This window comes from Delftia tsuruhatensis NBRC 16741 (assembly GCF_001571325.1).
Taxonomy (GTDB): domain Bacteria; phylum Pseudomonadota; class Gammaproteobacteria; order Burkholderiales; family Burkholderiaceae_C; genus Comamonas; species Comamonas tsuruhatensis.
In genome coordinates, this window is the sequence record NZ_BCTO01000021.1 from 187,905 (window position 1) to 213,373 (window position 25,469).

21 protein-coding genes and 1 pseudogene are annotated in these 25,469 nt (G+C 65.1%); all 22 read right to left on the minus strand.

Annotated features, from left to right (window positions below; genetic code table 11):
• Positions 1–33: 33 nt before the first annotated feature.
• Positions 34–2,448: an endopeptidase La gene (gene lon, locus DTS01S_RS10375; protein WP_016445089.1), complete on the minus strand. Its 2,415-nt coding sequence runs from the start codon at positions 2,446–2,448 to the stop codon at positions 34–36.
• 120 nt (positions 2,449–2,568) lie between these two features.
• On the minus strand, positions 2,569–3,831 hold the full coding sequence (gene clpX / locus DTS01S_RS10380; protein WP_012204530.1) for an ATP-dependent Clp protease ATP-binding subunit ClpX: 1,263 nt from the start codon (positions 3,829–3,831) through the stop codon (positions 2,569–2,571).
• Between the two features lie 107 nt (positions 3,832–3,938).
• The gene (gene clpP / locus DTS01S_RS10385; RefSeq protein WP_016445088.1) at positions 3,939–4,547 is read right to left on the minus strand and encodes an ATP-dependent Clp endopeptidase proteolytic subunit ClpP; all 609 of its coding nucleotides are present in this window, start codon (positions 4,545–4,547) and stop codon (positions 3,939–3,941) included.
• A gap of 135 nt (positions 4,548–4,682) precedes the next feature.
• The gene (gene tig / locus DTS01S_RS10390; RefSeq protein ID WP_017406046.1) at positions 4,683–5,993 is read right to left on the minus strand and encodes a trigger factor; all 1,311 of its coding nucleotides are present in this window, start codon (positions 5,991–5,993) and stop codon (positions 4,683–4,685) included.
• A gap of 343 nt (positions 5,994–6,336) precedes the next feature.
• Positions 6,337–6,573, minus strand: coding sequence for a hypothetical protein (locus DTS01S_RS10395; protein WP_013803266.1), 237 nt, complete (start codon positions 6,571–6,573; stop codon positions 6,337–6,339).
• Entirely contained in the window at positions 6,570–8,474 is a 1,905-nt protein-coding gene (locus DTS01S_RS10400; protein WP_026062557.1) for a hypothetical protein, read from the minus strand. Before DTS01S_RS10400 ends, DTS01S_RS10395 begins: the two co-directional genes overlap by 4 nt.
• A 4-nt stretch (positions 8,475–8,478) precedes the next feature.
• Positions 8,479–8,898: a hypothetical protein gene (locus DTS01S_RS10405; protein ID WP_017406048.1), complete on the minus strand. Its 420-nt coding sequence runs from the start codon at positions 8,896–8,898 to the stop codon at positions 8,479–8,481.
• On the minus strand, positions 8,895–9,287 hold the full coding sequence (locus tag DTS01S_RS10410; RefSeq protein ID WP_017406049.1) for a hypothetical protein: 393 nt from the start codon (positions 9,285–9,287) through the stop codon (positions 8,895–8,897). Before DTS01S_RS10410 ends, DTS01S_RS10405 begins: the two co-directional genes overlap by 4 nt.
• 4 nt (positions 9,288–9,291) lie before the next feature.
• Entirely contained in the window at positions 9,292–10,479 is a 1,188-nt protein-coding gene (locus tag DTS01S_RS10415) for a hypothetical protein (RefSeq protein ID WP_017406050.1), read from the minus strand.
• 17 nt (positions 10,480–10,496) lie between these two features.
• Positions 10,497–12,386 carry a hypothetical protein gene (locus DTS01S_RS10420; RefSeq protein ID WP_026062558.1) on the minus strand — a complete coding sequence of 630 codons (1,890 nt, stop codon included), beginning with the start codon at positions 12,384–12,386 and terminating at the stop codon, positions 10,497–10,499.
• A 20-nt stretch (positions 12,387–12,406) separates the two neighbouring features.
• Positions 12,407–14,269 carry a hypothetical protein gene (locus DTS01S_RS10425; protein ID WP_026062559.1) on the minus strand — a complete coding sequence of 621 codons (1,863 nt, stop codon included), beginning with the start codon at positions 14,267–14,269 and terminating at the stop codon, positions 12,407–12,409.
• A gap of 12 nt (positions 14,270–14,281) precedes the next feature.
• Entirely contained in the window at positions 14,282–14,671 is a 390-nt protein-coding gene (locus DTS01S_RS10430) for a hypothetical protein (RefSeq protein ID WP_139223852.1), read from the minus strand.
• Positions 14,672–14,673: 2 nt separating this feature from the next.
• Positions 14,674–17,472 (minus strand): phage tail tape measure protein, encoded by a 2,799-nt coding sequence (locus tag DTS01S_RS10435; protein WP_017406052.1) that lies wholly within the window; start codon positions 17,470–17,472, stop codon positions 14,674–14,676.
• Positions 17,473–17,570: 98 nt separating this feature from the next.
• A complete protein-coding gene (locus tag DTS01S_RS10440; RefSeq protein ID WP_017406053.1) occupies positions 17,571–18,362 on the minus strand; it encodes a phage tail tube protein in 792 nt (263 codons plus the stop codon).
• 27 nt (positions 18,363–18,389) lie between these two features.
• Positions 18,390–18,800, minus strand: a complete 411-nt coding sequence (locus tag DTS01S_RS10445; protein WP_017406054.1) for a hypothetical protein — start codon at positions 18,798–18,800, stop codon at positions 18,390–18,392.
• A gap of 278 nt (positions 18,801–19,078) precedes the next feature.
• Positions 19,079–19,465, minus strand: a complete 387-nt coding sequence (locus tag DTS01S_RS10450) for a Mor transcription activator family protein (RefSeq protein ID WP_017406055.1) — start codon at positions 19,463–19,465, stop codon at positions 19,079–19,081.
• A gap of 45 nt (positions 19,466–19,510) precedes the next feature.
• On the minus strand, positions 19,511–21,985 hold the full coding sequence (locus DTS01S_RS31410) for a hypothetical protein (RefSeq protein WP_017406056.1): 2,475 nt from the start codon (positions 21,983–21,985) through the stop codon (positions 19,511–19,513).
• Between the two features lie 150 nt (positions 21,986–22,135).
• Positions 22,136–23,158, minus strand: a complete 1,023-nt coding sequence (locus tag DTS01S_RS10460; RefSeq protein WP_061287675.1) for a hypothetical protein — start codon at positions 23,156–23,158, stop codon at positions 22,136–22,138.
• Positions 23,158–24,189 (minus strand): tail fiber domain-containing protein, encoded by a 1,032-nt coding sequence (locus DTS01S_RS10465; protein ID WP_254787980.1) that lies wholly within the window; start codon positions 24,187–24,189, stop codon positions 23,158–23,160. The genes DTS01S_RS10460 and DTS01S_RS10465 overlap by 1 nt, the downstream gene beginning before the upstream one ends.
• 49 nt (positions 24,190–24,238) lie before the next feature.
• The gene (locus DTS01S_RS10470; RefSeq protein ID WP_061287676.1) at positions 24,239–24,694 is read right to left on the minus strand and encodes a GNAT family N-acetyltransferase; all 456 of its coding nucleotides are present in this window, start codon (positions 24,692–24,694) and stop codon (positions 24,239–24,241) included.
• Positions 24,694–25,113: a tail fiber assembly protein gene (locus tag DTS01S_RS10475; protein WP_061287677.1), complete on the minus strand. Its 420-nt coding sequence runs from the start codon at positions 25,111–25,113 to the stop codon at positions 24,694–24,696. The genes DTS01S_RS10470 and DTS01S_RS10475 overlap by 1 nt, the downstream gene beginning before the upstream one ends.
• A pseudogene (locus tag DTS01S_RS30865) lies at positions 25,110–25,469 on the minus strand (phage tail tip fiber protein); the annotation flags it as partial. The pseudogene DTS01S_RS30865 and the gene DTS01S_RS10475, both read right to left, overlap by 4 nt.

Consider the following 25,469-nt stretch of genomic DNA (forward strand, 5'->3'; position numbering starts at 1 on the left):
AGGGTTCAGGAAAAACGCTACATTTTTTCATCTTCAGTGCTTGACTGCAGGCTCCACAGCCTTGGTTTCCGCCGGGGCCACGGCGGCGGCCTCCTCGTCGGACAGAGGCTCTGGCACGCGTTCCAGCGCCACCTTGAGGACCTGGTCGATCCACTTGACGGGGATGATTTCCAAGCCGCTCTTGACGTTGTCGGGGATCTCCTGGAGATCCTTGACGTTCTCTTCGGGGATCAGCACCGTCTTGATGCCGCCACGCAGGGCCGCCAGCAGCTTTTCCTTGAGGCCGCCGATGGCGGTGACCTCACCGCGCAGCGTGATTTCACCAGTCATGGCGACATCGGCACGCACCGGGATACCCGTCAGCGCAGAGACGAAGGCCGTCGTCATGGCCGCACCCGCGCTGGGGCCGTCCTTGGGGGTGGCGCCATCGGGCACGTGCACGTGGATGTCCTTCTTCTCGAAGGCCTCGTCCTTGATGCCCAGCATGCGCGAGCGGCTGCGCACCACGGTGCGCGCGGCTTCGACCGATTCCTTCATCACGTCGCCCAGCGAGCCGGTGCGCGAGATCACGCCCTTGCCGGGCATGATGGCGGCCTCGATGGTCAGCAGATCGCCGCCGACCTCGGTCCAGGCAAGACCCACGACCTGGCCGATCTGGTTGTTCAGTTCGGCACGGCCATAGGTGTACTTGCGAACACCCAGGTAGTCAGGCAGGTTGTCGGCAGTGACGACGACGGTGGGCTCCAGCTTCTTGAGCTGCAGGCCCTTGACGACCTTGCGGCAGATCTTGGACAGCTCGCGCTCCAGCGAACGCACGCCGGCCTCTCGCGTGTAGTAGCGCACGATGTCGCGGATGGCGGATTCCTCCACCCGCATCTCGCCTTCCTTCACACCGTTGTTGGTGATCTGCTTGGGCAGCAGGTAGCGGATGGCGATGTTGACCTTTTCGTCCTCGGTGTAACCCGACAGGCGGATCACTTCCATGCGGTCCAGCAGCGCGGGCGGGATATTCATGGAGTTGGAGGTCGCCACGAACATCACGTCGCTGAGGTCGAAGTCCACTTCGACGTAGTGATCGCCGAAGGTGTGGTTCTGCTCGGGGTCCAGCACTTCCAGCAGGGCGCTCGACGGATCGCCACGGAAGTCCATGCCGAGCTTGTCGATTTCGTCCAGGAGGAACAGCGGGTTGCGCGTACCGACCTTGTCCAGGCTTTGCAGCACCTTGCCCGGCATGGCGCCGATGTAGGTGCGGCGGTGGCCGCGGATTTCCGCCTCGTCACGCATGCCGCCCAGCGCCATGCGGACGTACTTGCGGCCCGTGGCCTTGGCGATGGACTGACCCAGCGAGGTCTTGCCCACGCCCGGAGGACCGACCAGGCACAGGATGGGCGCCTTGACCTTGTCCACGCGCTGCTGCACGGCAAGATATTCAAGGATGCGGTCCTTGACCTTTTCAAGGCCGAAGTGGTCGGCATTGAGCACCTCCTCGGCATTGGCCAGGTCGTGCTTGATCTTGGTCTTCTTGCTCCAGGGCAGGCCCGTGAGCACATCGATGTAGTTGCGCACCACGGTGGCTTCGGCCGACATGGGCGACATGAGCTTGAGCTTCTTGAGCTCGGCCTCGGCCTTCTTGCGCGCCTCGGCAGGCATGCGAGCGAGCTTGATCTTCTTTTCGATCTCTTCGATGTCGGCGCCGTCCTCGCCCTCGCCCAGCTCCTTCTGGATGGCCTTGACCTGCTCGTTCAAATAGAAGTCGCGCTGGTTCTTTTCCATCTGGCGCTTGACGCGACCACGGATGCGCTTGTCGACATTGAGGATGTCGACCTCCCGGTCCAGCTGCTCGAACAGGTTTTCCAGGCGCTCCTTGATGTCCACCAGGTCGAGCACGGCCTGCTTGTTCTCGAGCTTGAGCGGCAGGTGCGCGGCGATGGTGTCGGCCAGGCGGCCGGCATCGTCGATGCTGGCGATGGAGGTGAGGATCTCGGGCGGGATCTTCTTGTTGAGCTTGACGTACTGGTCGAACTGCTGCGTCACGGCGCGGCGCAGGGCTTCGATCTCGCTGGGCTTGTGGGTTTCGGCCTCGGGCGCCACGGGCACGACGGAGCCCACGAAGTGGGTCTCTTCATCCATGACCTGCTTGACCAGCGCGCGCTGCTGGCCTTCGACCAGCACCTTGACCGTGCCGTCGGGAAGCTTGAGCATCTGCAAGATGGTGGAGACGCAGCCGACGTCGAACATGTCGGCCGCCGTGGGCTCGTCCTTGGAGGCGGTCTTCTGGGCCACCAGCATGATGCGGCGGTCGCCCTCCATGGCCAGCTCCAGCGCCTTGATGCTCTTGGCGCGGCCCACGAACAGCGGGATCACCATGTGGGGGAACACGACCACATCGCGCAGCGGCAGCAGCGCCAGGTCTAGGGGGGTGGAAGGCAAAGGGGTATGTCCTGACATGGGAATCCTCGGTTTGTCAGCGGAAGATGGTCCGCCCACCGGTGTATTTCAACCCCGCAGCCCGAAAGGATTTCGGGCCACAGGGACTTGCGCTGCCGGACCTTTGCAGGCAGCGGCGCATCAGGCTTTCTTGGCCGCCTCGCGGTAAACCAGCAGCGGTGCTTTTCCGTCTTCGATGGTGGACTCGTCCACCACCACCTTCTCGACATTGTCGGCATTGGGCAGTTCGTACATGGTGCCGATCAGCGATTGCTCCAGGATGGAGCGCAGGCCACGCGCACCCGTCTTGCGCGCCAGCGCCTTGCGGGCGATGGCCTTGAGCGCGGCGGGCCGGATCTCCAACTCCACGCCTTCCATGGCCAGCAGCTTGCTGTACTGCTTGACCAAGGCGTTCTTGGGCTCGGTCAGGATCTGCACCAGAGCGTCTTCACCCAGTTCGGCCAGGGCCGTGACCACGGGCATGCGGCCGACCAGCTCGGGGATGATGCCGAACTTGATCAGGTCTTCAGGCTCGATCTCCTGGAACACTTCCGAGATGGAGCGCTGCTTCTTGCTCTTGACCGTGGCGCCAAAGCCGATGCCCGACGCCTCGGTACGGTTCTCGATGACCTTCTCCAGGCCCGCGAACGCGCCACCGCAGATGAACAGGATGTTGGTCGTGTCGATCTGCAGGAAGTCCTGGTTCGGATGCTTGCGGCCACCTTGCGGGGGCACGCTGGCCATGGTGCCTTCGATGAGCTTGAGCAGGGCCTGCTGCACGCCCTCGCCCGACACGTCACGCGTGATGCTGGGGTTGTCGGACTTGCGCGAGATCTTGTCGATCTCGTCGATGTAGACGATGCCGCGCTGCGCACGCTCGACGTCGTATTCGCAGCTTTGCAGCAGCTTCTGGATGATGTTCTCGACGTCCTCGCCCACGTAGCCGGCCTCGGTCAGCGTGGTGGCATCGGCCATGACGAAGGGAACGTTGAGCATGCGCGCCAGCGTCTGCGCCAGCAGCGTCTTGCCGGAGCCCGTGGGACCGATGAGCAGGATGTTGCTCTTGGCCAGCTCAATCTCGTCCTTGCCGGCCTTGTCCTTGTGACGCAGGCGCTTGTAGTGGTTGTATACGGCGACAGCCAGCGTGCGCTTGGGCAGGTCCTGGCCGATCACGTAGTTGTCCAGGTTGGCCTTGATTTCGGCGGGCGTGGGCAGGTCGCCTCGGCCGTCCTTGGCCTCGGTGCTGGGCTGCTCGTCGCGGATGATCTCGTTGCAGAGATCGATGCACTCGTCGCAGATAAAGACTGACGGACCCGCGATCAGCTTCTTGACCTCATGCTGGCTCTTGCCGCAGAAGGTGCAATAAAGGTTTTTTTCGCTGGAGGAGCCTTTTTTCTCGGCCATGGGGTCGGTGCCTTGTTACAGAAATATGGAAAAGGATGATAACCAAATGGAAAGCGGCGTTTTCCGTAGGGGGAAAACGCCGCCCATTCTCATACAGCCTCCGGGCTTCAGGAGCGCTTGTTGATCACCTGATCGACCAGGCCGTAGTCCTTGGCTTCGTCGGCGGACAGGAAGTAGTCGCGCTCGGTGTCGTGCTGGATCTTTTCCAGCGGCTGGCCCGTGCGCTCGGCCAGGATCTTGTTCAGGCGCTCGCGGGTCTTGAGGATCTCGCGGGCGTGGATCTCGATCTCGGTGGCCTGGCCCTGCATGCCGCCCAGCGGCTGGTGGATCATGACCTGGGAATTGGGCAGCGCAAAGCGCTTGCCCTTGGTGCCAGCGGCCAGCAGGAAGGCACCCATGCTGGCTGCAATGCCGGTGCACAGCGTGGACACATCGGGCTTGATGAAGTTCATCGTGTCGAAGATGGCCAGGCCGGCGCTCACGGAGCCGCCGGGGCTGTTGATGTAGAACGAAATGTCCTTGTCGGGGTTTTCGCTTTCAAGGAACAGCAGCTGGGCCACGACGAGGTTGGCCGTCTGGTCATTGACAGGGCCCACCAGGAAGATCACCCGGTCCTTGAGCAGGCGCGAGTAGATGTCGTACGACCGCTCTCCGCGGCCGGACTGTTCGATGACCATTGGGATCATGCCCAAACCCTGAGTTTCCAATGCGCTCATGTTTTCTCCAGTACTAGGGGGCTACTTTAGCCGTATCCGGAAAGAAAATGGGGCTTGTGCGCCAAAGCACAAGCCCCGCAGATGCCAACCCGCCCGCCGATCTCACAAAGCGGCAGGCAGGCGGTGCTCAAACCCTCAGGCCTGGCCCATCAGTTCGTCGAAGGACACGGCCTTGTCGGAGACCTTGGCCTTGCCCAGCACGAACTCGGTCACGTTGTTTTCGATGACAACGGCTTCGACTTCAGCCAGGCGTTGGCGGTCGCCGAAGTACCAGCGTGCCACGTCTTCGGGCTTTTCGTAGCTGGCGGCCAGCTCTTCCACGTGGGCCTTGATCTGCTCGGGCGTGGCGTGCAGCTCGTTGGCGCGCACCAGCTCGGCCACCACCAGGCCCAGGCGCACGCGGCGCTCGGCTTGGGGCAGGAACACGTCTTCAGGGATCTCGGCCTTGTCGGCGTCCTTGATGCCGCGCTGCTGCAGCTCGGCGCGAGCGCCTTCCAGCAGACGGGCGACTTCAGCCTGCACCGAGGCCTTGGGCAGTTCCAGCTCGGCCTTGGACACCAGCGCGTCCATCACAGCCTGCTTGTTGCGGCCCTGGACGCGGAACTTGACTTCACGCTCCAGGTTCTTCTTGATGTCGGCGCGCAGGCCTTCGACCGTGCCTTCAGCCACGCCCAGGGCCTTGGCAAAAGCCTCGTCCACTTCGGGCAGGTTGGCGGCCTCGATCTTCTTGACCGTCACCAGGAAGTCGGCGGTCTTGCCGGCCACGTCCTTGCCGTGGTAGTCAGCGGGGAAAGCCAGGGGGAAGGTCTTGGACTCACCGGCCTTCATGCCGCGCACTGCGTCTTCGAATTCCTTGAGCATCTGGCCTTCGCCGACCAGGAACTGGAAGTCTTCGGCCCTGCCGCCGGAGAAGGTCTCGCCGTCGATCTTGCCTTCGAAGTCCACGGTCACGCGGTCGCCGTCCACGGCCACATCGGCCTGGGCGCGCTGCGCGAAGGTGCGGCGCTGCTTGCGCAGGATGTCCACGGTCTTGTCGATGGCGGCGTCGTCCACTTCGGCCGTCAGCTTCTCGACTTCGGCCGAGGTCAGGTCACCGATCTTGACTTCAGGCATCACTTCGAAGATGGCTTCGAACTGTGCCTCGCCCTCGGGAGCGCCTTCCTTTTCGGAGATGCGGGGCTGGCCGGCCACGCGCAGCTTGGCTTCGTTGACGGCCTGTGCAAAAGCCTCGCCAACCTTGTCGTTGAGCACTTCATACTGCACCGAATAGCCATAACGCTGGGCCACCACGCTCATCGGCACCTTGCCGGGACGGAAGCCGTCCATCTTCACGGTGCGCGCCACTTGCTTCAGACGGTTCTCGACTTCGCTCTGGATGGAGTTCAGGGGCAGGCTCAGCGTGATCTTGCGCTCGAGCTTTTCAAGGGTTTCAACAGTAACGGCCATGTTTGTTCCTATGAGGGATTGGACCGTGCCGGCTGCTGTACAGCCCGCACCGTATTGCGCAAAAGTCACGGTGCAACGCGAGCCAAAGCCAGTCGGCCGCGCGGCACCTCAGATTTCAAGGGCTTACATCACATGCGCCTGGTCGCTGGGGACCGCACATGGTTCGCTCAACCCGTGATGTAAGCGAAGCCGGACATTATAAACGAGGCGCTTTTCCCATCAGAAAGGCCGCATTGGGGATTTGCCCTCGGTTTTCAGTGTGCGCCGGCAGCGCGGGGACCGCGCCTCCCCGCAGCAGGACCCAATCGGCCGATCACCCTGCATCGAAGCCCTGGCGCCCCCCCTAGATATCAATAAGCACATAGGTCAATTGAGGGGCTTCACCCGTGATCGCCTGCCCCTGGACATAGACGCTGCCGCCCTCCTGGCTGCCCAGGGGATTGCGTACGCGCAATCGGCCATTGCCAGGCAGATCGACCGTGGCTGTTCCGTCGCCATGCACCGCGCTGATCCGCCCGGTGAGCACAGGCTCGTCAGGCAGCAGTTGGACAAGACGCTTGAAGAGATTGACGGTGCTCATACGGTTGCACGCTCCACGGTAATCTGCTGCCGCACCACGGGCATGGCAGCGCTGAGCCGGGTTCCACGGACCAGGCCACGCCAGGATTCGTCGGTATCGACGACTTCGATCAATTGGCCGGGCCGGATCAGGCCTGGCGCCGTCCCACCGGAAAGCAAGGGCATGGTGATGGACTGGACCAGCTTGTTGCCCGATGCTCCCAGCACGGCCTCGCCACGCTGGCGTGCAGCCACGGCCTCGGTGATCAGGGCATCCGTGACCTGGGGAGCCAGGCTGTTGCCCGCCGTCCCGGCTCGGCGCACGTGACCGAGGATGCCGCCCGCCTGGCCGCTGACATAGATCGCGTTGTAGGCGGCACGCGGCTCGGGCCGCAGCTCGTCCGTCACGATGACGTCCGCCGGCATGCGCACGTCCGGCGTCGCATCCGCCCATTTCCATGGCAGGTGTGCGAAGCGCGGCGCGACGATCAGGCGCTCCTGCGTACGATGGCTGCTCACCACCGCGCCAATCGAAGCAGCCACACGCATCACGGCCGACAACGGCGTGCCACGGTGGCTCCAGGCGCCGGCCGGCACCAGCCAGTCCGACACCTTCCAGTCCAGCTGCACGCCGGTGAACTCCAGCGCATTGCGGATCAGTTGCTGCGCCGTGGCCGGCGCCGTGTTCAGCCAGGTCTGCTCCGGCATGTAGGGACTGCTCAGCAAGGCGGTGGCACTCACGCCCTGTACGGCCACGCGATGGTTGCCGAAGCTGCGCGTGCGGCTCAGGCTTTGTACGACAAAGACGAAGTCGATGCCATCGACCACCACGCGCAGCCGTGCAGGCAGTCCCCCGGACGGCGCCAGTTGATCCAGCAGGTGTTCCGGACCATTGGCCGAAAAGCTCCATCCGAAGCCGTCGTCATCGCTGGCGATCGTCACATCGCTCAGCGCAACGGCTTCCATGTCCGGCAGCAGGGCTGCCTCCATCGTGTGTACTGTCATGTAAACCTTCAGTTGCGGGATGACATAGCGGGGTGGTTGGGGATCCGGGCCCGGCCTGCAGCAGATGAACACGAGTTCGGAGCTTTCGCTCCAGACGCTCGAGAACGCCAGCTCGACGGCCCCACCCGGCGGCGGCCGATAGCACGGTGGCGGCTTGGGCGGATCGACAGGGCGGCCCGGCGTGACGCCGGGCAGCGGCGCCATGGCGTCCTGATGGCGGGCACCGCCCATCACGATGCCCAGCACCCGGGCATCGCCCATGCTGCTGGCGTGCCAGGCACCTTCGCAGAGGCCGTCGCTGAAAGCCTGCCGCATGGCACGGCGCAAAATGATGCCCTCCTGGAACCTCTGCAGCACAACCGCCTGGCCAGCCAGTGCGTTGGCCAGGCCCTGGCGCGTGGCCAGGCGCAAGCGCGTACCCTCTTTCCAGGCCTGCGCCGTGAGTCCCCCCACGTCCATGGCAAAGCCCATGCCTTGGCGTGTGGTCAGGTGCAGGCGCGCCGAGTCCTGCCAGCGCTGCACGGTGGCCGCGCCTGCGTGCAGCGCTCGCCAACCGCGAATCTGCGTGACCCTGTCGGCAATGGCCGCCTGCTGGTAGACAGACACCAGGCCGCCCTGTGCCGGGGCGGCCTCTTCAAATCCCGACAATGTGCCCCCCACGGCCGGCCTGTCGGTGCGCGTCTGGTACGCCGCTCCAAGCGCCATGCGCGCCCCAGGCAGGCGAATGCCGGCGCCAGCGGTCTTGCGACGCAAGGCACCGATGGCCACGCTCGTCCCCGGCAGCCGGATGGCCATCCGTGCGACTGCGTCCTGAGTCGAGCCCGGGTCCGGGCCCGAATCGTCCTCGTTGCCGAACACCATCTGGCTGGGTGAGCCAGCAGTTGGTGGGCGATGGAAGATCAGCTCGATGCGTGCCATGGCGCTACTCGATGTAGCTGGTCGGTGCCAGCGTCAGATAGCCGCCCGCGTACAGCTGGGTGCTGTCCGGGATCTGGATCTGACCCTCGCCGCCTTCGATCGACACATCCGCGTCGAGCACCAGCGCACCACTGGCCGAGACGACGCGGCCCCAGGTGGCGATGCCGGACTCCAGGATCATGGCGCCGGCCGCATCACGGGCCAGCAGCCGCAGCCGGCCGGCCACGATCTCGCCACAGGGCCGGGCCAGCGGCAGTTCCACCAGCATGGGCAGGGCCGAGGGCTCGCCGAAGGCGGGCCGCTGGGCGTCCGCAAAGAAGCGCACGCAGGCCGTGCCCGGACCCACGTCCAGCAGCAGATCGCGCAGGCCCTGCAAGCGGGCCTCGTTGGCCTGCACCGTGATTTCAACACTGCGCTGTGTCATGGCATGTCCTCCGGCGTAACGCGGTCGGCCACCACAGCGCGGAAGTCGCCCTCATGGTCGTAGCTGAGGACGGTGTATGAGGTGGTGCTGTCGATGCGCGGGAAGTCGTACTCGCCTTGGGCGTTGCTCCAGGTCTCACGGATCAATAGGCCGTCGAGGTCGCGGTACAGGCGCACGCGGCGCGAGACAGGTACCTTGGGACTGTTCTTGTCTTCCTGTTCGACGGTGCGACCGCGCACGCGGCCCAGGCCGTTGCCGCCCAGAACGTAGTCCAGTTGACTCGCTCCAGGCCGCTGGACCACATACGCGCCCCGGTAAAGTTCTCGCCCACCCAGGCCCACGACTGCCGTGGGCTGGAACAGGCTGGTTGGATAAGACAACTCGGCCATACCGTTAGCGCCAAGGCCCTGTGATATCGATGAAGCCAAAGCCTACCGGGGAGGATGCAGAGGAGCTATGCGGAAGGGCCAGGAGGCGGCGACCGCTTACGGCTTCGATCAATGTCGAGTCACGCTCGAAATGCTGGGCTACCTGCGACTGCGGAACATACCTGTATCCCGGCACAACAGCACGCGGCGTATTGGTGGAAACCGGCGAATTGCTTAAATACAGTTGCGCGAGTTTCAACTCACCGTCAACGTCACTCGGAAAATTCCCAAGCGCGGAGTCAGAACCAGATCCTGCGGCCGCGGTTGATACGAAGCACCTGATATCTGGTGCTACGCTGCCCCCCAAACCTGTAATAGCCCTCGGCAAGAAGTACCAACCGCCGGATGCTGAATCAATAGCTCCATTGTTGGGAGTGTTCACGACGTTTGACAGGGATACGCCGCCACAGAGCAGACAGGCGTATGCATCCCCCGCCTTGCGCAATGCCAGCAAGTCACCAAATACCCTCGTCCCACCCGCCGTATTCGTAGCTGACATTGGCGATGCTGGTGCCGAGTTGTCGAAGAAAATCCGGCTATCACCCACAATCGTCCAGCGTGTAGGGCTGGCATTCGCTGAATTGCTCTTGGACCACCAGGCGCCGTCAGCTCGCTGCGCAGCGCTGGGAAACGGTCCGGTCCCCGTGTCGATGGCAGACATGCTTTCGTAGCCGCGCATGGATACAGCGATCGTTGTGCGGTCGTCGACATAGAGGAACATGCCATAGCTCTGCGGATCGGTGGACCGATACACGGCCTGGTTGGTCCCAGAAAACGGCTTGGCCCAGCCCAGCGCCGCGAACTTGAACGTGATGCCTGTGCCGTTGTCCACGCTGTCGGGCGCGGCCGTGCGGAACTTGAACACACCGCTGGACGACTCGGTCACGCGCTGCTCGCCGTTGAGCAGGGTCTGAGCGGCGCCGGCGATCAGCAGCACGCTGTCGGGCGTGGGGGGCTGCGATGCGCCGACAGAAAACTCTACCGTGGCCACGCCAGCTGCCACAGTGATCCGCGTCGCCGCGCGCAGGCCGAAACCCGTGACCAGGCAGGCGTCGAGCACGGCAATCTTGCTGCCGGCCAAGCCGTTTTGCACGGGGGCGCCGTACATGCTGTAGAGAAAGTGCTTGACGCTGGTATCGACAAGGGATGCCATAAGTGATCTCCAAAAATTCAGGGACGGTCGACGCTGCCGCGCACCAGGTGCTCAAACTGGTAGTCGTCGGCCACAGCCTCGCTGGGCTGCACGGTGCGGATGAGGGCATGGGGGGCAATGCCGCCCTCGGTGTTGATGCGCAGCACGTTGCCCGCGCGCCAGCCCTGGCCCCAGCCCAGGGCGCGGATGGTGATGTAGGGCACGCCGCTGATCGGGTTGATGGGCGCGAAATCCACGTTGGTGGAGCCGGTGCCCAGATTGCCGACGTGCTCGCCGATGAACTCGAAGGATGTGGCGCTGGTGAAGCGGCACATCCAGCGCTCAGGCAGCGCGCCGGCATTGGTGACGAGCAGGGGCGCGATGGTGTCGTTGTAGCTGGCCAGGGCCTCGGCGCCGTCGACCGTGTCCTGCCAGCGGTTGTTCCAGGTGTCCTGGTCAAACATTTGGCTGACGCGGGCGCGCAACGTGCCTGCCATCAGCGCGCTGGAGACCACGCTGCCCACGGGGAACTCATGGCTCAGCTGCTTGGTGATCGCCAGCATGCCGTTGATCTGCACATCGCTGACGCGCGCCATCTCTTCGATGCGGTGCTGGAAGGTGACCGGCTGGGCCCAGCCTGTGATGTCGCTAACCGTGATCTTGCCGGCCTCCAGATCCACGCTCCAGCCCTGCTGGATACGCTGGCCATCGGCGCCGATGACGAAGGCGCGGGACAGCCTCACGCGCCCGCAGTTGATGATCTGGCCGTTGGTCACGGTGACCGGGCCTATCTGGCCGGTGTGGCCGATCACGATGTAGCTGCCCACGCGGTAGATAGGCACACGGCCATCGGGGGGCAGGCGCACGGGGTCCAGGCCAATGACGTCCGCGTCCAGCGGCAGGTAGAAGTAGCTGACGCTGTTGTAGCGCAGCGTGGTCGGGTCCACGGGCCAGGGGCGCCAGATGCGGTTCGGCTGCACGGCACCGATGTCGTCGGCCGAGTACCACCACTCGGCCTTCTGGGCAGCGGTCAGCGAGGTGTCCAGCACATAGTCACCGAACTGCAGCTCGACCACACCGCTCTGGTAGTCGATCTTGCCGCGCAGGTGTGTGCCCGAGATCACGCCGTCGATGCCGGCCGAGGCCGTGATCTGCTCGCCCGTGGCATCGGACAGGTTCATGACAAAGCCGGAGGGCTTGATGGGCGCGGCGGCCGTGCGCATGAAGATGCTGGCCGTGGTCCAGTTCTGGCGCACGGTCCACAGGCTCTCGACCACCAGGTCGGTGGCCGGACCATCGACCACATAGTCGAAGATCCGCGCCACGCCGCTGGAGTAGTCCAGCGCGCCAGCCACGATGCCCAGCGCCGTGGACGTGCGGTCGCGCACCAGCACGCCGTCGTAGTCCTCGTAGACATGACCCATCCACCGAAACCGCACGCTGCCCGGCACGATGTAGTCGGTGGTGTAGGGGCACAGGTCCAGCACCACGGGCTCCGGTGTGAAATTCATCACATGGTGCTGCGCGCTGGTGAAGTCCTCGGCGTAGGTCACCGTCACCGTGCTGGCCGCCAGCAGTTCTTCGCTCACCGAGGTATCGCGGCGGTCACCGCCCTTGGACATGGTTGAGAAGCTGGGGTCGCTGCCATTGCCGCCCATCGTGGTTTCTTCAAAACTCAGGGCGTTTTCGTAGTCACTGTTGTAGCCCTCGGTCTTGCTGTCCAGCTGCACGAGCTTGATGTTGAGGAACTTGCCCGCGTAGTTGATGGTGCCGTCCGGGCCGAACGTGCCCCGGCCGTCATCCGTCAACAGGTGGCGCACTGTGTCCTGCGTCTTGCTGGTCTGGTAGCTGGACCGGCTGTGCGTTGACGATGAGCTGGCCGATGTCTTGGTGGTCTGCAAGACGATGCCTGCGGAAACTCCTGCCATGATTTTTCTCCTTTGTTTGTTCAGGCGCCCCAGCGCCGGTATTCCACGCCGCCGATGGACTTGACGCCCGCCGTGTACTCGGCATCCGTCCAGACCACGCCATCGACATCGGGCGGCACGTACTGATTGCCCGTGGGCGAGCTGGTGGCGCCGACCTCGATGTAGACGGACCCGCCGCTGGCGCGCGTGCCACCCTGGGCCATGTACTTGCCCGTGATCGAGCCATCGGACAGCGGCACGCGCGAGGTGATGACGGGCGCAGGCGCCGGGGGCACCTGGGGCAGGTAGCTGAACTTGCCGCTGCCGCCGTTCTTGGAGGCCGAGGTGCCGCCGGATGAGGCGCCGGAGCTGGCCGAGAGATTGCGCACGGTGATCCATCCCACGGACACGGTGCCGGGCGCAGGGATGGTGTCCAAGGTGATCGCACCGTAGCCGCCTGCGTCGAGGACGACCGTGACGTTCTTGCTCACCGTCACGGCATAGTCGTACTCAATGGCGAACTGCCCGCCTGCGTCGATCATGAATTGCGGGCGCAGCAGCAGCGCGGCCGAGGCGTAGTTGATCTCGCCCGTGGCGGCGCCCTGCAGGTCGCCCTGGCCGTTGTCCGTGGCCGTGCGCAGCACGCCGCCTGAGGTCCATTTGATGACCAGCGTGCCCGGCTTGATGCCCTGGTGCGGCAGACGCATGGCGTGCTCGGGCAGCCGCCAACCCGTGGCACTGGAGCGGTTCACGAAGGCCGAGGCCTCACCCCACTGGAAGATGATGGAGCTGCCCACGTCTGGCAGTGCGGGCAGCGTCACGGACACCGAGCCGTTCGCATAGTTGACGGTGCCCACGGCCGATCCCGTCAGCTCGCCCTGGCCGTTGTCGGATGCGGTGTACCAGACGCCCATCACCTGGAACGACACCACCAGGGTGTTCGGCGCCGGAAAAGGCTTGAGGATGGCCACCCAGCTGAAACTGCGGTTTTCCTGGCCAACCTTGATGCGGCGCGTGTGCGGCGCATTGGGCACGCGGATCTCGCGCGGCGAGGTAGCGAGCACCAGCTGCCGCACGCCGGCCGGGCGCTGGTCCAGCGCCGCAGTCTCGGTGCGTGAGTTGGGCACCAGCTGGGTGTAGATGCTGGCTACCCGCAGCATGCTCTCGCCCAGCTGCACAGCAGACGTCAGGGGCTGGGCGCCGTAGAAGCTGGCTGCATCGGCCACGGTAGTGTCCCGGATGCGGGTCTTCGTGTGGTCCATGCCATACGACCGGTTTGGCGGGGAGCCCGGGAAAGCGCTCCGCAGCCGGGGCGTGATTTCGCAGGTAGTGACACTGGCTGCGTAGTCGGTGTAGCCGCTGCTCGTCGAGTACGAAAACTGCAGGGTCTCGGTCTCGGCGCGCAGCACGCGCACGTACTGCAGCACCTGGCTGGCCAGCCCCTCGTTGTAGACGAGGATCAGCGTGCGGCCGATGGTCGGCGCCGGTGTGCCGGGCCGGTGGAAGATCTTGATTGAGGCCTGGCCCTGGACATGGTTTTCCAGCAGATAGCCGCCCCACTCCGTGCCCGGGATGAGGTAGGCCGCGATGGCCGCGGCGATCTCCGAGCGGCGCGCGAATACGTCGCACGGCGCGATGGTGATGGACACATTCGGATCGTTGGGCACGGCCGAGACAATGATGTTGGTGTCCATCAGCGGCTCGGTGGTGGGCGTTTGCACGGCCGCGTGCACCTGGCGGATGGACACGTCGCCGCCGGCCCTGTCGACCTCGGTGATGTCCTCGAAGACGCCATTGCTCTTGCCCCAGGCGATGACGTTGCCCGTAGGGCCGCCGCCGCCGTTGGCGTCATCTGTCATGACCTTGGATTCGAGCAGGCGGATATCGCCGTCTCTGACTGTCATATTTTCAACTCCTCAAACTGTGATGAGCCGCAACGTTGCGACATAGGGATTGGCGAGCGCGGGAAGCTCGGGCCTGCCGACGGGCCGGGCCGTGATGGGCTCGTCGCCGGAAAACTGCACGTCGAAGCTGCGGCCATCCGCCAGCCGCAGGCGGTAGACCTGGCCTGCGGCGCCAGCCATCTGCAGCAACATGAGCAAGGTGGCGCGGCGGATCCAGCCATGGGACTCATCCCCCTCCAGAGTGATCGGACGTCCCGCGGACTTGCCGGCTTCGTCCACGATCAGCGCCCCCGTGATGCTGCGCGCCGTACTGCGCGCCACGGCGGACCATGTGAATTCATCCGTCCAGGTCATCCCGCGGGGAATCTCAAGCGTTCCCAATAGGTGGTTCTTGGCTGTCATCGTCATATTCCGGAAAGGTTCTTGCTTCGCTCAAGCTCCGACAGCAGGCGTTCGATCGCCCGTTCGCCATCGGCGTCGGTCCTAACATTGCCCAGCGAGCTGCCGTTGATCCGCAGGTCGATGACCCGAGCTGCGGCCCCAACCGTGGACGTGTTGGTGGGAGACTCCAGCGGTGCCCTCTGCGCTTGGGCAACCTTGTCCCTCGCCTGCTGCAAAACAGCATCGGCGATAGCCCTGTTCACCTCGTTCGGATTCACGCCGCCCTGGATCCCGCCGAAAATGCCGGCGGGTTTGTCGTACTGCTGCTCGAACTGGTCCACGACGCGCAATGCGGCCGCGTCATCCAGCCCCTGGCCCTTGGCCATTTCGAGCACGGCCGTGCGTGAAAGAATGGTGATGCCCACTCGCTCGCCTGCGGTGTTCAGGCTGTGGCCTTCCTTGTCGATATTCCATTTCTTTCGGTACAGCTCCAGCTCTCGTTCCTTGAGCTCGTTGGCCTTTTCCTGCGCGGCGATCTCTCGCTCACGCTCGGCATTCAAGCGCTCCAGTGCAGTGCGCTGGTCGTTCACGGCACGGGTTACCTGATCGTTCGAGCCTTTCGTCTTGTCGGCAGCGTCTTTCAGGTCCCGAGTGCTTTTCCCGGTCTTGTCCACCTCGGACTTGAGGCCTTGCAAGGAGGCTTTGCCCTTGTCCAGGCCCGTATAGGCTTCATCCACCGCCTTGGCCGCCTGCTGCGCGCTCTGAGCGGACTCGGGAAGCGCCTTCTGGATCTTGTTGATTTCCTCCAGCTTCTCTGCAGCGGCCTGCAGGTTGCCCGCCTCCATCAGTTGCTGATATTCGGCACGCAACTGGCTGACGCTTTGTGACGCGGTGGCCGTCGCCGTAGCCGTACTCTCCAGCGCCACCTTGGTTTCCATGCTCTTTCGGCCGGTCTCCTCGATGGAAGCAGCCATCTGCCGGAAGGCGCGCTCCGATTCGCCGCTCGCCGTACTGGCCTCCTGGGAGCCTTGCACCAGGCCGGTGAATCCATTGCGCGCCGTCTGCGCGGCATCGGCCACCGCCTGCAGGGACTCGGCGGCCTTGTCGCGCATGGCCTGGGCCGAAGCCCCGAAGCCGCCCGCCATCACCTCGGCGTCTTGCGCGGCCTGCTTGAAGGACTGGGACAACTGGCCAAACGAGACCTTCGCGAGCTGCTCGTTAAGCCATGCAATCCCACTCGAGACACCGCTCGCGATTTCGGCGAAAACTGCACCCAGGTTATAGATGACGGTCATCACGCCATTGACGCCAGCGCTCATCGTGCCCCAGGCAATCTTCAGCACGTTGCCGGTGTTCGTGCCGTACTCCTGCACCCGCGTCAGGGCGTCCTTGGCCTGGTCCGCGAAGGCCTGCAGCTTCTCGCCCACGGCCTTGAAATCGATCGTGGAAATGAAGCCCTTGGCGAATTCCAGGCCGGAGCGGAAGGCCTCGGCAATCGATTCGCCGAAGCGCCCGATGGCGCCGTCAGCAACGGCAGTGCGGAAGCCCTCTGCCACCGCATCCACCGCCTCCTTGAGAACAGGCAGCACGGGCGTGCCCAGCGCGGTCTTGACACCCTCCCAGACATTTCCGAACCCCTTGACCGAGCCATTGAGGTTGTCCGACATGGTTGCTGCCATGTCGGCGGCACTGCCGGAAGCGTTGCCCAGCGTGGTGGAGAGAGCATTCAGTGAGCCCATGCCCTGGCTGAGCAGCCCGGACAGCACGGGACCGGCCTCCGTCCCCAGTGCCTTGATGGCCTGCGCACCTTCCGGGCCCTTGACGGCCAGTTGCTGCAATGCCTGCTCGAAATCGTCGGTGACAATGCCGGCCTCGCCCAGCTCCTTGCGGAACGCGCTGGCCGGATCCGCGAACTGGCCCAGGATGGTGTTGAACGCCGAGCCGGCCTTCCCCGCATCGGTCCCAGCCTGCGAAAACTGGCCGATCATGGCCACCGTGCTTTCCAGGCTCAGTCCCACGCGTCCGGCAGCAGGGCCCACCGTGCCCAGGGTCTCGGCCAGGCTGCCGATACTGGTGCCGGTGAGCACCGACCCTTTGGCCAGCACATCCGCCACGCGCCCTGCATCCTCGAATTGCAGGCCCATGCCCGAAACCGCCTTGGTCACGGCTTCGCTGGCGGCGGACAGTTCCATGCCGCCGGCCTGCGCGAGGCTCAGGACCGCCGGCAACGTGGCAATGCTCTCCTGGGCCGTCAACCCCGCCTGGGCCAGGCTTTCCAGCGCGCCGGCAGCCTGCACGCCCGAGTACTGCGTGGTGAGTCCGGCATCCGTGGCCGCCTTGGTCAGCGCGGCCATCTCCTCGGCCGAACTGCCGGTGGCGACCTGGACACGGTCCATCGCTGACTCGAAGGCTGCCGCACTGTCGACGGCACCCTGGAACGTCGTCACCGCCGAGGAGCCAAAGCCCTTGAACATCGATGCGCCCACCTCCTGGAGCTTGGAGGTCAGGCCGTCCAATGAGGCCATTCCCTTGCTCACCAACCCGCTCACTGCCGAGCCGGCTGCCGCTCCCAGCCCGGTGAAGGCCTGCGCGCCCTGGCTGGCCTTGGATGCCAACTCATCCAGGACTGCCTGCACGCCGTCAATCACGGTCTGGACGTTGCTGATCCCTTTGGCCGCCTTGTCGAAAGCGGATGTGGCCGCAGCGCCGAAACTCTTGAGCATCGATGCGCCCACCTCGGCCGCCTTGGCCTGAAGGCTGTCGAATGCCTTCACTGAGGCATCCTTGGCGCTGGTGAGCATGGAAATGATTTTCTCGACCATGATTCAGAGGTTTTTTGTAGGCATTTCTGGTTGGCCCTGCCGCCTGTCCAAGCGGCAGGGCGAACCACCCGGCGCGTGGCCAGGTGGGGAGGCTTACATCAAGGGATGGAGACCGGACGGCCGTCGCGGTAGATGGCCTGCGCGTTGGGGCCCTTGAGCACTTCCAGCGAGAACTGCATGCTCACGGGCTTGGTGTCCTCGGTGATCAGGGGCATCTCGCCCGTGGGCGTGAGCGCCACCAGCGGCATGTACCAGTCGCTGTCCAGGCCGGCAGCGCTGTCGGACACGATGCGGATCGCACAGGTCATGTCGGACTTGGCGCCCGTCATCACGGACTCGAACTGGCCGGCCACGGGCGTGTAGCCGAAGACCACCTTGCCGGCGGCGATCTGACCGCCTTCGATGATCTGGACACGGCCGGTCTCCAGGCTCAGGTTGTAGTCGCGGCCCGCGACGTAGCTGGTCTGACCGTCCTCGCTCTTGATGGACACGGTGGAGACGTTGCGCACGCCCAGCGGATTGGCAGGCGTCGCACCCAGCTGGTACTGGCGGCCGGGGACCACGGAGCGGATCTCGTTGTCCACGGGGGTGGCGTCCTGTGTCTTCAGCGCATGGGTACCGGACAGCCAGGAGGCCACGTTGCGCGCGCTGATGTTGTCGCAGGTCAGGGCGCCGGTACGGGTGACCTTGATGGGCCAGCTGCCGTCCTTCTCGGACATGCCCTCTTCGCTGCTGAAGTGCTCGGCCTTTTCTGCCGCGACGGTGAGGGTGAAGCCCGGGCAGTTGCCCATGGGAATCTCGCCCGTCAGTTGCTCGTTGGCGTCATAGAGGTCGATGTAGACGCGGCCTCGTGGAATCTGGTAGTCATTTTTCGGGTGTGCAATCGGCATGTCGCTGCTCCAATCAAAGGTAAGAAATCACGGCTGGCCGTCGAACAGGGCCGTGGTGGTGAATGCGACCTCGTACCCCACGAGGCCTGGGTCGGGGAAAACCGCCTCCTGGATGGAGACGAACTGGAAGGGGGTCCAGAAGCGGCCATCGACCGCTCCCGGCGACCAGTTGTGCAGTGCTTCGACCAGGGCTGCGAGTGCCTCGCCCAGCGTGGCAGCAGCTTGTGCGCCGCGCGGCACCACCAGGGCGGCAACCCAGGTCGGCTGCAACTGTGCCGAGGTCCTCATGGCGGTTGCCGCTGTGGCAGATGCCATGCGCACCTGCGCAGCAGGCACGGCCGAGCGATCGATGGACTCGCTGGCTCCGCTGACGCGCCAGCCCCTGAAAGCCGGCAGCGACCCGAGCCGTGCCGTCAAGACGGACTCGATCTGCAGCATCAGGCGTGCTCTCTGGTAGCGGCCATCACGCTGGGGACACAGCCGACTGCGGCATCCAGCGAGGCTGAGCTCAGGCCCGCAGTGTTGAAGGTGTTGTTTCGCGAGCTGGTGAACATGGAAAAAAGACCACCTGTATTCGTTGTTTCCGTTGCGCCCATACAGAGCGTGTTCAGGCAGTTTCTCTTTCCTCGCGTCTCATTTCCTGCCGACAAATGAGACTGTTTTCAAACACACGCCCGGCGCTGCAACGGTCGCCGTCCGCAGCGGTGCTGCACGGCTCAGCCCTCTACGGAAGGCGATGTCTCCGGACTGGAAATGCCGTTGCGTACCGAACCAGGCCGCTCACCCAGGATGCGGTACAGCTGGGCCCGCTGGAGTCCATATTTGGTCTGCAACTGCTGGCGGTTGACTCCGTTGAATTCACGGCGGATGGCTTCGTTGCGCTCCTTTTTGCTGGGCGCGGGCACGTAGATGGCAGCGCCGCGCGCGCCCATGCGCATGCCGCCATAGCGCTTTCTCAACCCGCGCAACATGGCCTGGGCGACGCACAAGGCCTGCGGACCGCTCAGGCCAAGCTCCTGTTCGGCAATCTCCAGCAGCTCGCACTCCAGCAACTGCGCCGCCGAATCCTCGGGCGGGCTGACGGATTCAATGGATGTCGTCATGGTGTGCAACGTCCCGGGTCGGCGATTCCTGCCACGGCCCCCGCGTCACTGCCTGGAGCCCACATCGCCGGACTCGCCCTTGTCCATGCCGGTGCGGTCCTGCGCGTCCACCCTCTGCCGCTGCGCATCGGCTTCGGTGCGTGGCACAGCGACGGCAGCGGGCAGGCCGTTGCCAGCAGGCTGCCCGCCCCGCCGCACCCAGTCGCGGGCAGGCAGGATGAAATCCTCGATGATCCTGGCATCGGACATCGCCATGGGCCTGATGGACGGCAGTTGAGCACGCAGCCGCGAGCGGACCGCCTCGACAGCCTTTCGAACGAACCCCGCCTGCGGCGACTGCTCGGCCATGGCCGCCAGCACATCCTGGGCGGCGGCACGCCGACCCTCCCGGCCCTCGGCCAGCCCGTGCTCCTGGACCTTCTCACGCACATCGCGCGGGCGCGCCGCGACGATCTGGTCGAGCACGGCATCCATCCCTTCGCCAAAGGCACCCTGAAGACCATGCTGGCCTAGCGCCTGCCGGTATACGACCCGTGCAACCTGGGCCGGCGTATGGCTTGCATTGGCAAGCAGCTGGAGCTGACCATCGGCATAGAAACCGCGCGGCACCTGCGTGCCGCCATCGGCCCCCGGTTCCCTGCCGGCATCACGCATTGCCTGCGCCAGGCGGGGCTCCTTCAGGTCGAACATGACGCGCACCTGAGGCCCCTTGGCCCATGAGGCACTGATGGCATCAGCCACCTCTTTCACCTTGCCCGTGGAGGCATCAGGCGCCGGGTTTGGACTCTTGTCTGCATCCTGGCGCGAAGCTGGCTGTGCCGCAGCAGGCGCTGTATGGGGTGCCGAGGCGCCATCGCCCGCCCCGACCTCCGCTGCAGCTGGCAACGCGGCGGGCAGTTGTCCATCCGGATGGGGCCGTTGCGCCGCAGCGGCGGGCGGCCCGGAGGAGTCCTGTGCACCAGAAGCCTCATCCGCAGTAGGCTCCCCACTCCGCCGCACACCCGGGGCAGGTTGCATGGATGCCTTCTCGCTGCCCGGCACCGGCGCGCTGTCTTCAGCGACAGGGGCGGCGGGCGCATTCTCGTCGCCCGGTGCACGGACCGTGGCATCCTCCACGGGCGCTGTGCGGTCAGCCGAGGCGTCCTTGCGTGCAGCCTGCACGGCTTTCCAGTCATCCTGAAGCAGTTCCCAGGCAGGTGTTCCCCTGCGCAGCCTGCCAATGTTCTCGCCGCGCTCGGACACGAACTGCAACCAATTGCGGGCCTGCACCGTAGCTGGATCGAAGGCCGGCGCATCGCCGCTAGCAAAAGCATCGGCCGGCACTTGCCGGTGCTGCCTGGCGCCTTGCGGCTTAGCCTCGCCACCGGCTCCACGGCCGGATTCCGCAGGCACTGGGCTGACGGCCTTGTCCGGTCTGGCAAGGCCTGCGGGGGCCTCCAGAGCAGACTGGCCTGCGTCCGCCAGCGCCGGTGGACCGGGCCTTGCAGACTCCGGGCCGGTGACGGGCAGCGCTGCATCGCCCTCACTGCCCGCCTTGCCTCCCCGGGCATGACCACGCCTGGCGGCGATGGCGGCGACGCCCGCAGGCGGCAGGCCGCTGACAGCGGCCTCCACCGCCGTGCGTCCGACATTGCGCGACAACGGCCGCCCATCGAAACCGCCAGCCTGGTGGTTTGTCGCGACCTGGGGCAGTACGTCATCCAACTGCTTGCCCAGCACCGCCGATGCCATCGCTCCGGTAGCGGCATATCCCCTGCCCGCCAGAGCACGCTCGATGCGGCGCTTGCCAGGCAGCAAGCCGGTCAAGCTGCCTATGGCAGCTGGCAACACCGACTTGCCGAGGGCGATCCGTACCGCCTCGTCCTCCGGGACGTTCTGCTTGCGCAGCGTGTCGCGGATCTCTTCGAAGGCTTTTCCACGGGCGCCCCCCGCATTCATAAGTGCCTCTGTAGCACCTGCCATGGTGGTGCCGGCTGTGGCCGCCAAGGCAGTGCTTCCTCCCGCGGCCAGCGTGGCGATCTGCCCCACCCTAGATGCACCAAGGCCCGGGAGCACACTGGGCAGATTCGTGAAGATGAAGCGCGCGATCAGTGCGGGGTCCGAGCTGTAGGCCCGCGCTGCCGCGATGGATTGATCGATGATCGAATCCTGGTCCGCCGCGCTGATCAGCTTTTCGGCTTCGGCCAGCTTGCGCTGCATCACGGGGCTTTGTGCCTTGCGCCAATGCTCGCCATTGCTGCGGAAAAAATCCGCGACACCGGATGAGGGCGAAAAGAGGTTGACAACGCTGCCCAAGGTTGCATTCACACCTTCAGCGCTTTGCACGCCGGCATCTGCGATCGCCTCACCCCAGCTGCGCTCCTGTGGCTGTGCAGGCGGCTGAGCAGGCACGGGCCGGTAGCGTGCGCCGGCACCGATGCCGGTCACATCCATCCCGTCCAGCAATTCGAATGCCTCTGGCTCGTAGGCCAGGCCGCCCGGCTGGTCCGGCCTTCCGTGCTTGTACTTCTTGCTGCTCATCTGATCCCCTTGTGGCAAGAAGCACAGACTGGCAGGCTTGGTACGGTGGACCAGGGGTGCTCCGACCGCCACCGGAGTTCGTGCCACCCGGAACGCCCAGGTCCGCGCAAAGGCTGGCCTACCAGATCTGGCCGCAGAATCAACAGGGACCTACCTGGAGGGTTCCAGCATCGGGCCGCCTGTACCGACACTGCGGCCGGGACGTAGGCTGCGCTCAAACTCGCTCTGGGAATACTGGTACAGATTCCTCGGATCATCTATGGACTTGAGCATGCCCAAGGCCTCTTCGCGGTCCCTCAGGGTGACAGCAGGCAAGGCTCGGCCATCCAGGTCAGCGCGCTTGATATGCAAGGCGCCGCCCTGCCCCGCTTCGATACTGGAAATCCTGATGCCGCTGGGAACATAGCCGTTGTAGAGATCGCGCAGCGGTGCATAGTCGCCCTCGGCCATGGCAGCGGCAGCCTTTGCAGCGGCATCCCGGCGCGACGGGGTATCCCGCTGGATCTTGATGTACGACTGCGCCATCGCATCCCTGGTGACCTGGTCCGCTTCCTTGAAGTATCCAGCCTGTGCCAGCGACGTGACACGGCGCTGGCTATGGGCCAAGTGGTCATCCACCGTCGCCTCGCGCGGTTGTCCGCTGTGATCGACCAGCGACGCCTGGAACCTCTGCCGCAGCTCTCCCTCGATACGGCCCAGACCGTCATCCAGTGGCCCTGGCCCTGCATCCCGTGCCCGGACACTGGCATCACGCTCCACCGGTTGCACTTGCCTGCGCACTGCCATGCTGCGTTCCGGGTCGTATCTGGACAGGACCTCGGCCACCGCCGTCGAGCGCAGCTGATCAATGCGTTCCTTGTTGGCTTCGGCGCTGCCATCGAACTGTTTTCCCATGAAGTTCGTGGTCAGGCCCTGCATGGCCATCGTCTTGGCGTCACCTGCCTCGTTGCTGGCGACGTAGGCATTCTTGGTCTGGTCGAAGTCGATCTTGTAGCCCTGCGCAGCCAGCCCCTCCAGCTCCTTGCCCTGCTCCTCCGTGTAGGCCTGGGACTCCGTGGGCTTTGCATTCACGGCATTGGCCACCTCTATATCCCGCCCCACCTTGGCCGTGGTGTCATAGGCCGCATTGAAGTTGTTGAAAAAATCGGCAATAGGAGAACGTCCACGGCGCATTACTTGACCTCTTTGAATTCAATACCGAGCGCGCCGTAGTCCACGCGCATGAAGCCCGACTCGTCCAGCAGAACCGCGTCGGGAAACCGCTTTTGCACCTCATCGGCCATCACACCAACGTAGCGCCGGTCAGGTTCAGCCGTATAGGCGAACTCGTAGAGGGGCAGGCCTGTGCTCCCATCGACGCCGATGCGCACCACACTGGTCTTAAGGCGCCGGTCGGAAGAGAAGATCCCCATCTTTGCCAGCCCTGCAGCCGCGCCACCCAGCCCGCCAAGAAGCCCACCCACGGAGTCGTTCGATTGCATGTTGGCCTGGTGGTTGGCCTGGGCGCCCCACATGCTGGTGGCGTTGCTTCCCATCTGGCCGGCCATGCCACCAGCCTGCCCGTAGCCCGAGTTCAGCCCCGCCAATCCGTTGTTCGCCACCATCTGGGCCGCTGTGCCGAAACCCGCGCCCTGCCCTGTGGTCTGCATGCCCATGGCCGGGTAGCCGGCCAATGCGGTTTGTGCGCGGTCGGTGAGCGCCCTGCCCTCGGCACGCGCCGCCGTGCGGGCCGAGTTCTTGCCGGTGGCCATGGCCAGGGCTTCGCCAGCTGCGAGCGCGTTGGAGGCGGCTCCATATTTGCCGTCCGCAGGGTTGATGCCCATGCGCGCCATTTCCGCGTTCTGGGTGCGCTTGGAGCTTTCGTAGACCTGGGAAACATCGGCGGCCGCCTGGCCGGCCAGTTCCTCGCGCTTGGCCTCCGTGTCGAAGGTGCGCGCATCCTCGACCATAGTGTCCTGCAGGCCCGTGAGCTTGTCGCGGCGCCCCAGCGCATATTCGCGGTCTTCCTGCGACTGCTCCCAGGCCTGCCGCTGGGTGTCCAGCGCGAACTGCGTCTGCTCCTTTTGCAGCGGCGCCATCTCATCCGACTGGCTCAGGATCTTCTGAATGGCAGCGTCCTGGATGCCCATGGACTTGACCTGTGCTTCGACCAGGCGCGGATCGGGCGCGGGCGCGCTGCTGCCCTTTCCGCCCTCCAGCGTCATGCGGCCACCAGGTCGTGGGCAGAAGGCCCGTTCGGGCAGAAGATCAAATTCAGTCGTGTGCCAGCGCATGCCTGCACTCCTTTTTCCACATCACAAAAATAAGCACGTCGCCGCCGTCCGGCGCCGCGCCGTGTAGCCGGGCCTCCTCACGAAACCCCAGGTGCTGGTTAAAACGCCGCGCCAGGGCGTTGCTCTCGTTCACGTAGCCGCTCACGCGCTCCACGCCGCACACCAGAAACGGATAGGCAAAGCAGGCGCGCAGGTAGTCGCGCACGAGCCAGCGCGCGCCGGGCTCTGCCGCAACGTGCATCCAGAGGTTGCGGCCGTTGAAGCCTTCGTAGAGCACGCCGGCCACGAGTCGGCCGCCACGGCGCAGGCCAATGGCGCGCATGTCCTGGGAACGTGCCAGGCCCGGCACCAGGCCCTGCATGAAGGGCAGCACCGCGTCGAGGTCATATTCGAGGGAATGGGGCATGCCGAGCACGGTGGCAGGCTTGGCACGCATCAGGCCGGCGGAGTGGGCCAGACAATGGCCAGCGGGTCGGCCTGGTCGGTGATGTCGCGCAGGGCCTGGCGGTAGGCCAGCCAGCGGCCGGGCACGGGGTCGCCCGTCTCCTGTGCGCGCAGCGTCACCCAGTCGCAGGCGGCCAGGCGCGCGTCGCGCTGGGCACGCACGGCCGCCCAGGCCTGGGCTAGGTCGAGGGTCCAGGACCTGCTGGCCACGTCGAAGCGGTGGAACGAGCTGGGCGCCGCCGGCACAGCCACCAGGCCGCCATCCCAATAGAAGGCGTTCGGGTCTGGCACGGGATGCGGCACGCGGCGAAAGCTGCCGTTCGCCCCGGGCAGATCCTTGAGGTGGCGAAATGGCGCGCTGCCCGAGCGCAGGATGCGACCGGCGCTGTCGATCTGGATGAAATGAATCATCGGCGGCCTCCCGTGGCGACGATGTTGGACAGGAAAACCGTGACCGTCTCGCCGGGGCCAGCCGAGGCCAAGAGGCGGTACTGCGTCCAGCCTGCGGGCGGGTTGGCGTCGAAACAGCTGTTATGGGCCGAGGTCCGGTAGCCGTTGGGCATCGACGTGCCCGTGTACTGCAGGCCGATTCCGCCCCGGTACAGCGTCAGGCTCAGGCTGCCATTGCTGTTCACGGGCATGGCGTTGACCAGGGCGATGACCACGACGCCGGAGCCACCGTCTGCGTTGTTCACCCATGCCGAACACAGCTCGACCTGGCTATTTCCATAGATCGTGATCTCACCGCCCGAGCCGCTGGCCATGGA

Excerpts from the sequence above, each read along its gene's own strand:
- lon (WP_016445089.1), bottom strand. The coding sequence starts at position 2,448 with ATGTCAGGACATACCCCTTTGCCTTCCACCCCCCTAGACCTGGCGCTG.
- clpX (WP_012204530.1), bottom strand. The coding sequence starts at position 3,831 with ATGGCCGAGAAAAAAGGCTCCTCCAGCGAAAAAAACCTTTATTGCACC.
- clpP (WP_016445088.1), bottom strand. The coding sequence starts at position 4,547 with ATGAGCGCATTGGAAACTCAGGGTTTGGGCATGATCCCAATGGTCATC.
- tig (WP_017406046.1), bottom strand. The coding sequence starts at position 5,993 with ATGGCCGTTACTGTTGAAACCCTTGAAAAGCTCGAGCGCAAGATCACG.
- DTS01S_RS10395 (WP_013803266.1), bottom strand. The coding sequence starts at position 6,573 with ATGAGCACCGTCAATCTCTTCAAGCGTCTTGTCCAACTGCTGCCTGAC.
- DTS01S_RS10400 (WP_026062557.1), bottom strand. The coding sequence starts at position 8,474 with ATGGCACGCATCGAGCTGATCTTCCATCGCCCACCAACTGCTGGCTCA.
- DTS01S_RS10405 (WP_017406048.1), bottom strand. The coding sequence starts at position 8,898 with ATGACACAGCGCAGTGTTGAAATCACGGTGCAGGCCAACGAGGCCCGC.
- DTS01S_RS10410 (WP_017406049.1), bottom strand. The coding sequence starts at position 9,287 with ATGGCCGAGTTGTCTTATCCAACCAGCCTGTTCCAGCCCACGGCAGTC.
- DTS01S_RS10415 (WP_017406050.1), bottom strand. The coding sequence starts at position 10,479 with ATGGCATCCCTTGTCGATACCAGCGTCAAGCACTTTCTCTACAGCATG.
- DTS01S_RS10420 (WP_026062558.1), bottom strand. The coding sequence starts at position 12,386 with ATGGCAGGAGTTTCCGCAGGCATCGTCTTGCAGACCACCAAGACATCG.
- DTS01S_RS10425 (WP_026062559.1), bottom strand. The coding sequence starts at position 14,269 with ATGACAGTCAGAGACGGCGATATCCGCCTGCTCGAATCCAAGGTCATG.
- DTS01S_RS10430 (WP_139223852.1), bottom strand. The coding sequence starts at position 14,671 with ATGACAGCCAAGAACCACCTATTGGGAACGCTTGAGATTCCCCGCGGG.
- DTS01S_RS10435 (WP_017406052.1), bottom strand. The coding sequence starts at position 17,472 with ATGGTCGAGAAAATCATTTCCATGCTCACCAGCGCCAAGGATGCCTCA.
- DTS01S_RS10440 (WP_017406053.1), bottom strand. The coding sequence starts at position 18,362 with ATGCCGATTGCACACCCGAAAAATGACTACCAGATTCCACGAGGCCGC.
- DTS01S_RS10445 (WP_017406054.1), bottom strand. The coding sequence starts at position 18,800 with ATGCTGCAGATCGAGTCCGTCTTGACGGCACGGCTCGGGTCGCTGCCG.
- DTS01S_RS10450 (WP_017406055.1), bottom strand. The coding sequence starts at position 19,465 with ATGACGACATCCATTGAATCCGTCAGCCCGCCCGAGGATTCGGCGGCG.
- DTS01S_RS31410 (WP_017406056.1), bottom strand. The coding sequence starts at position 21,985 with ATGAGCAGCAAGAAGTACAAGCACGGAAGGCCGGACCAGCCGGGCGGC.
- DTS01S_RS10460 (WP_061287675.1), bottom strand. The coding sequence starts at position 23,158 with ATGCGCCGTGGACGTTCTCCTATTGCCGATTTTTTCAACAACTTCAAT.
- DTS01S_RS10465 (WP_254787980.1), bottom strand. The coding sequence starts at position 24,189 with ATGACGCTGGAGGGCGGAAAGGGCAGCAGCGCGCCCGCGCCCGATCCG.
- DTS01S_RS10470 (WP_061287676.1), bottom strand. The coding sequence starts at position 24,694 with ATGCGTGCCAAGCCTGCCACCGTGCTCGGCATGCCCCATTCCCTCGAA.
- DTS01S_RS10475 (WP_061287677.1), bottom strand. The coding sequence starts at position 25,113 with ATGATTCATTTCATCCAGATCGACAGCGCCGGTCGCATCCTGCGCTCG.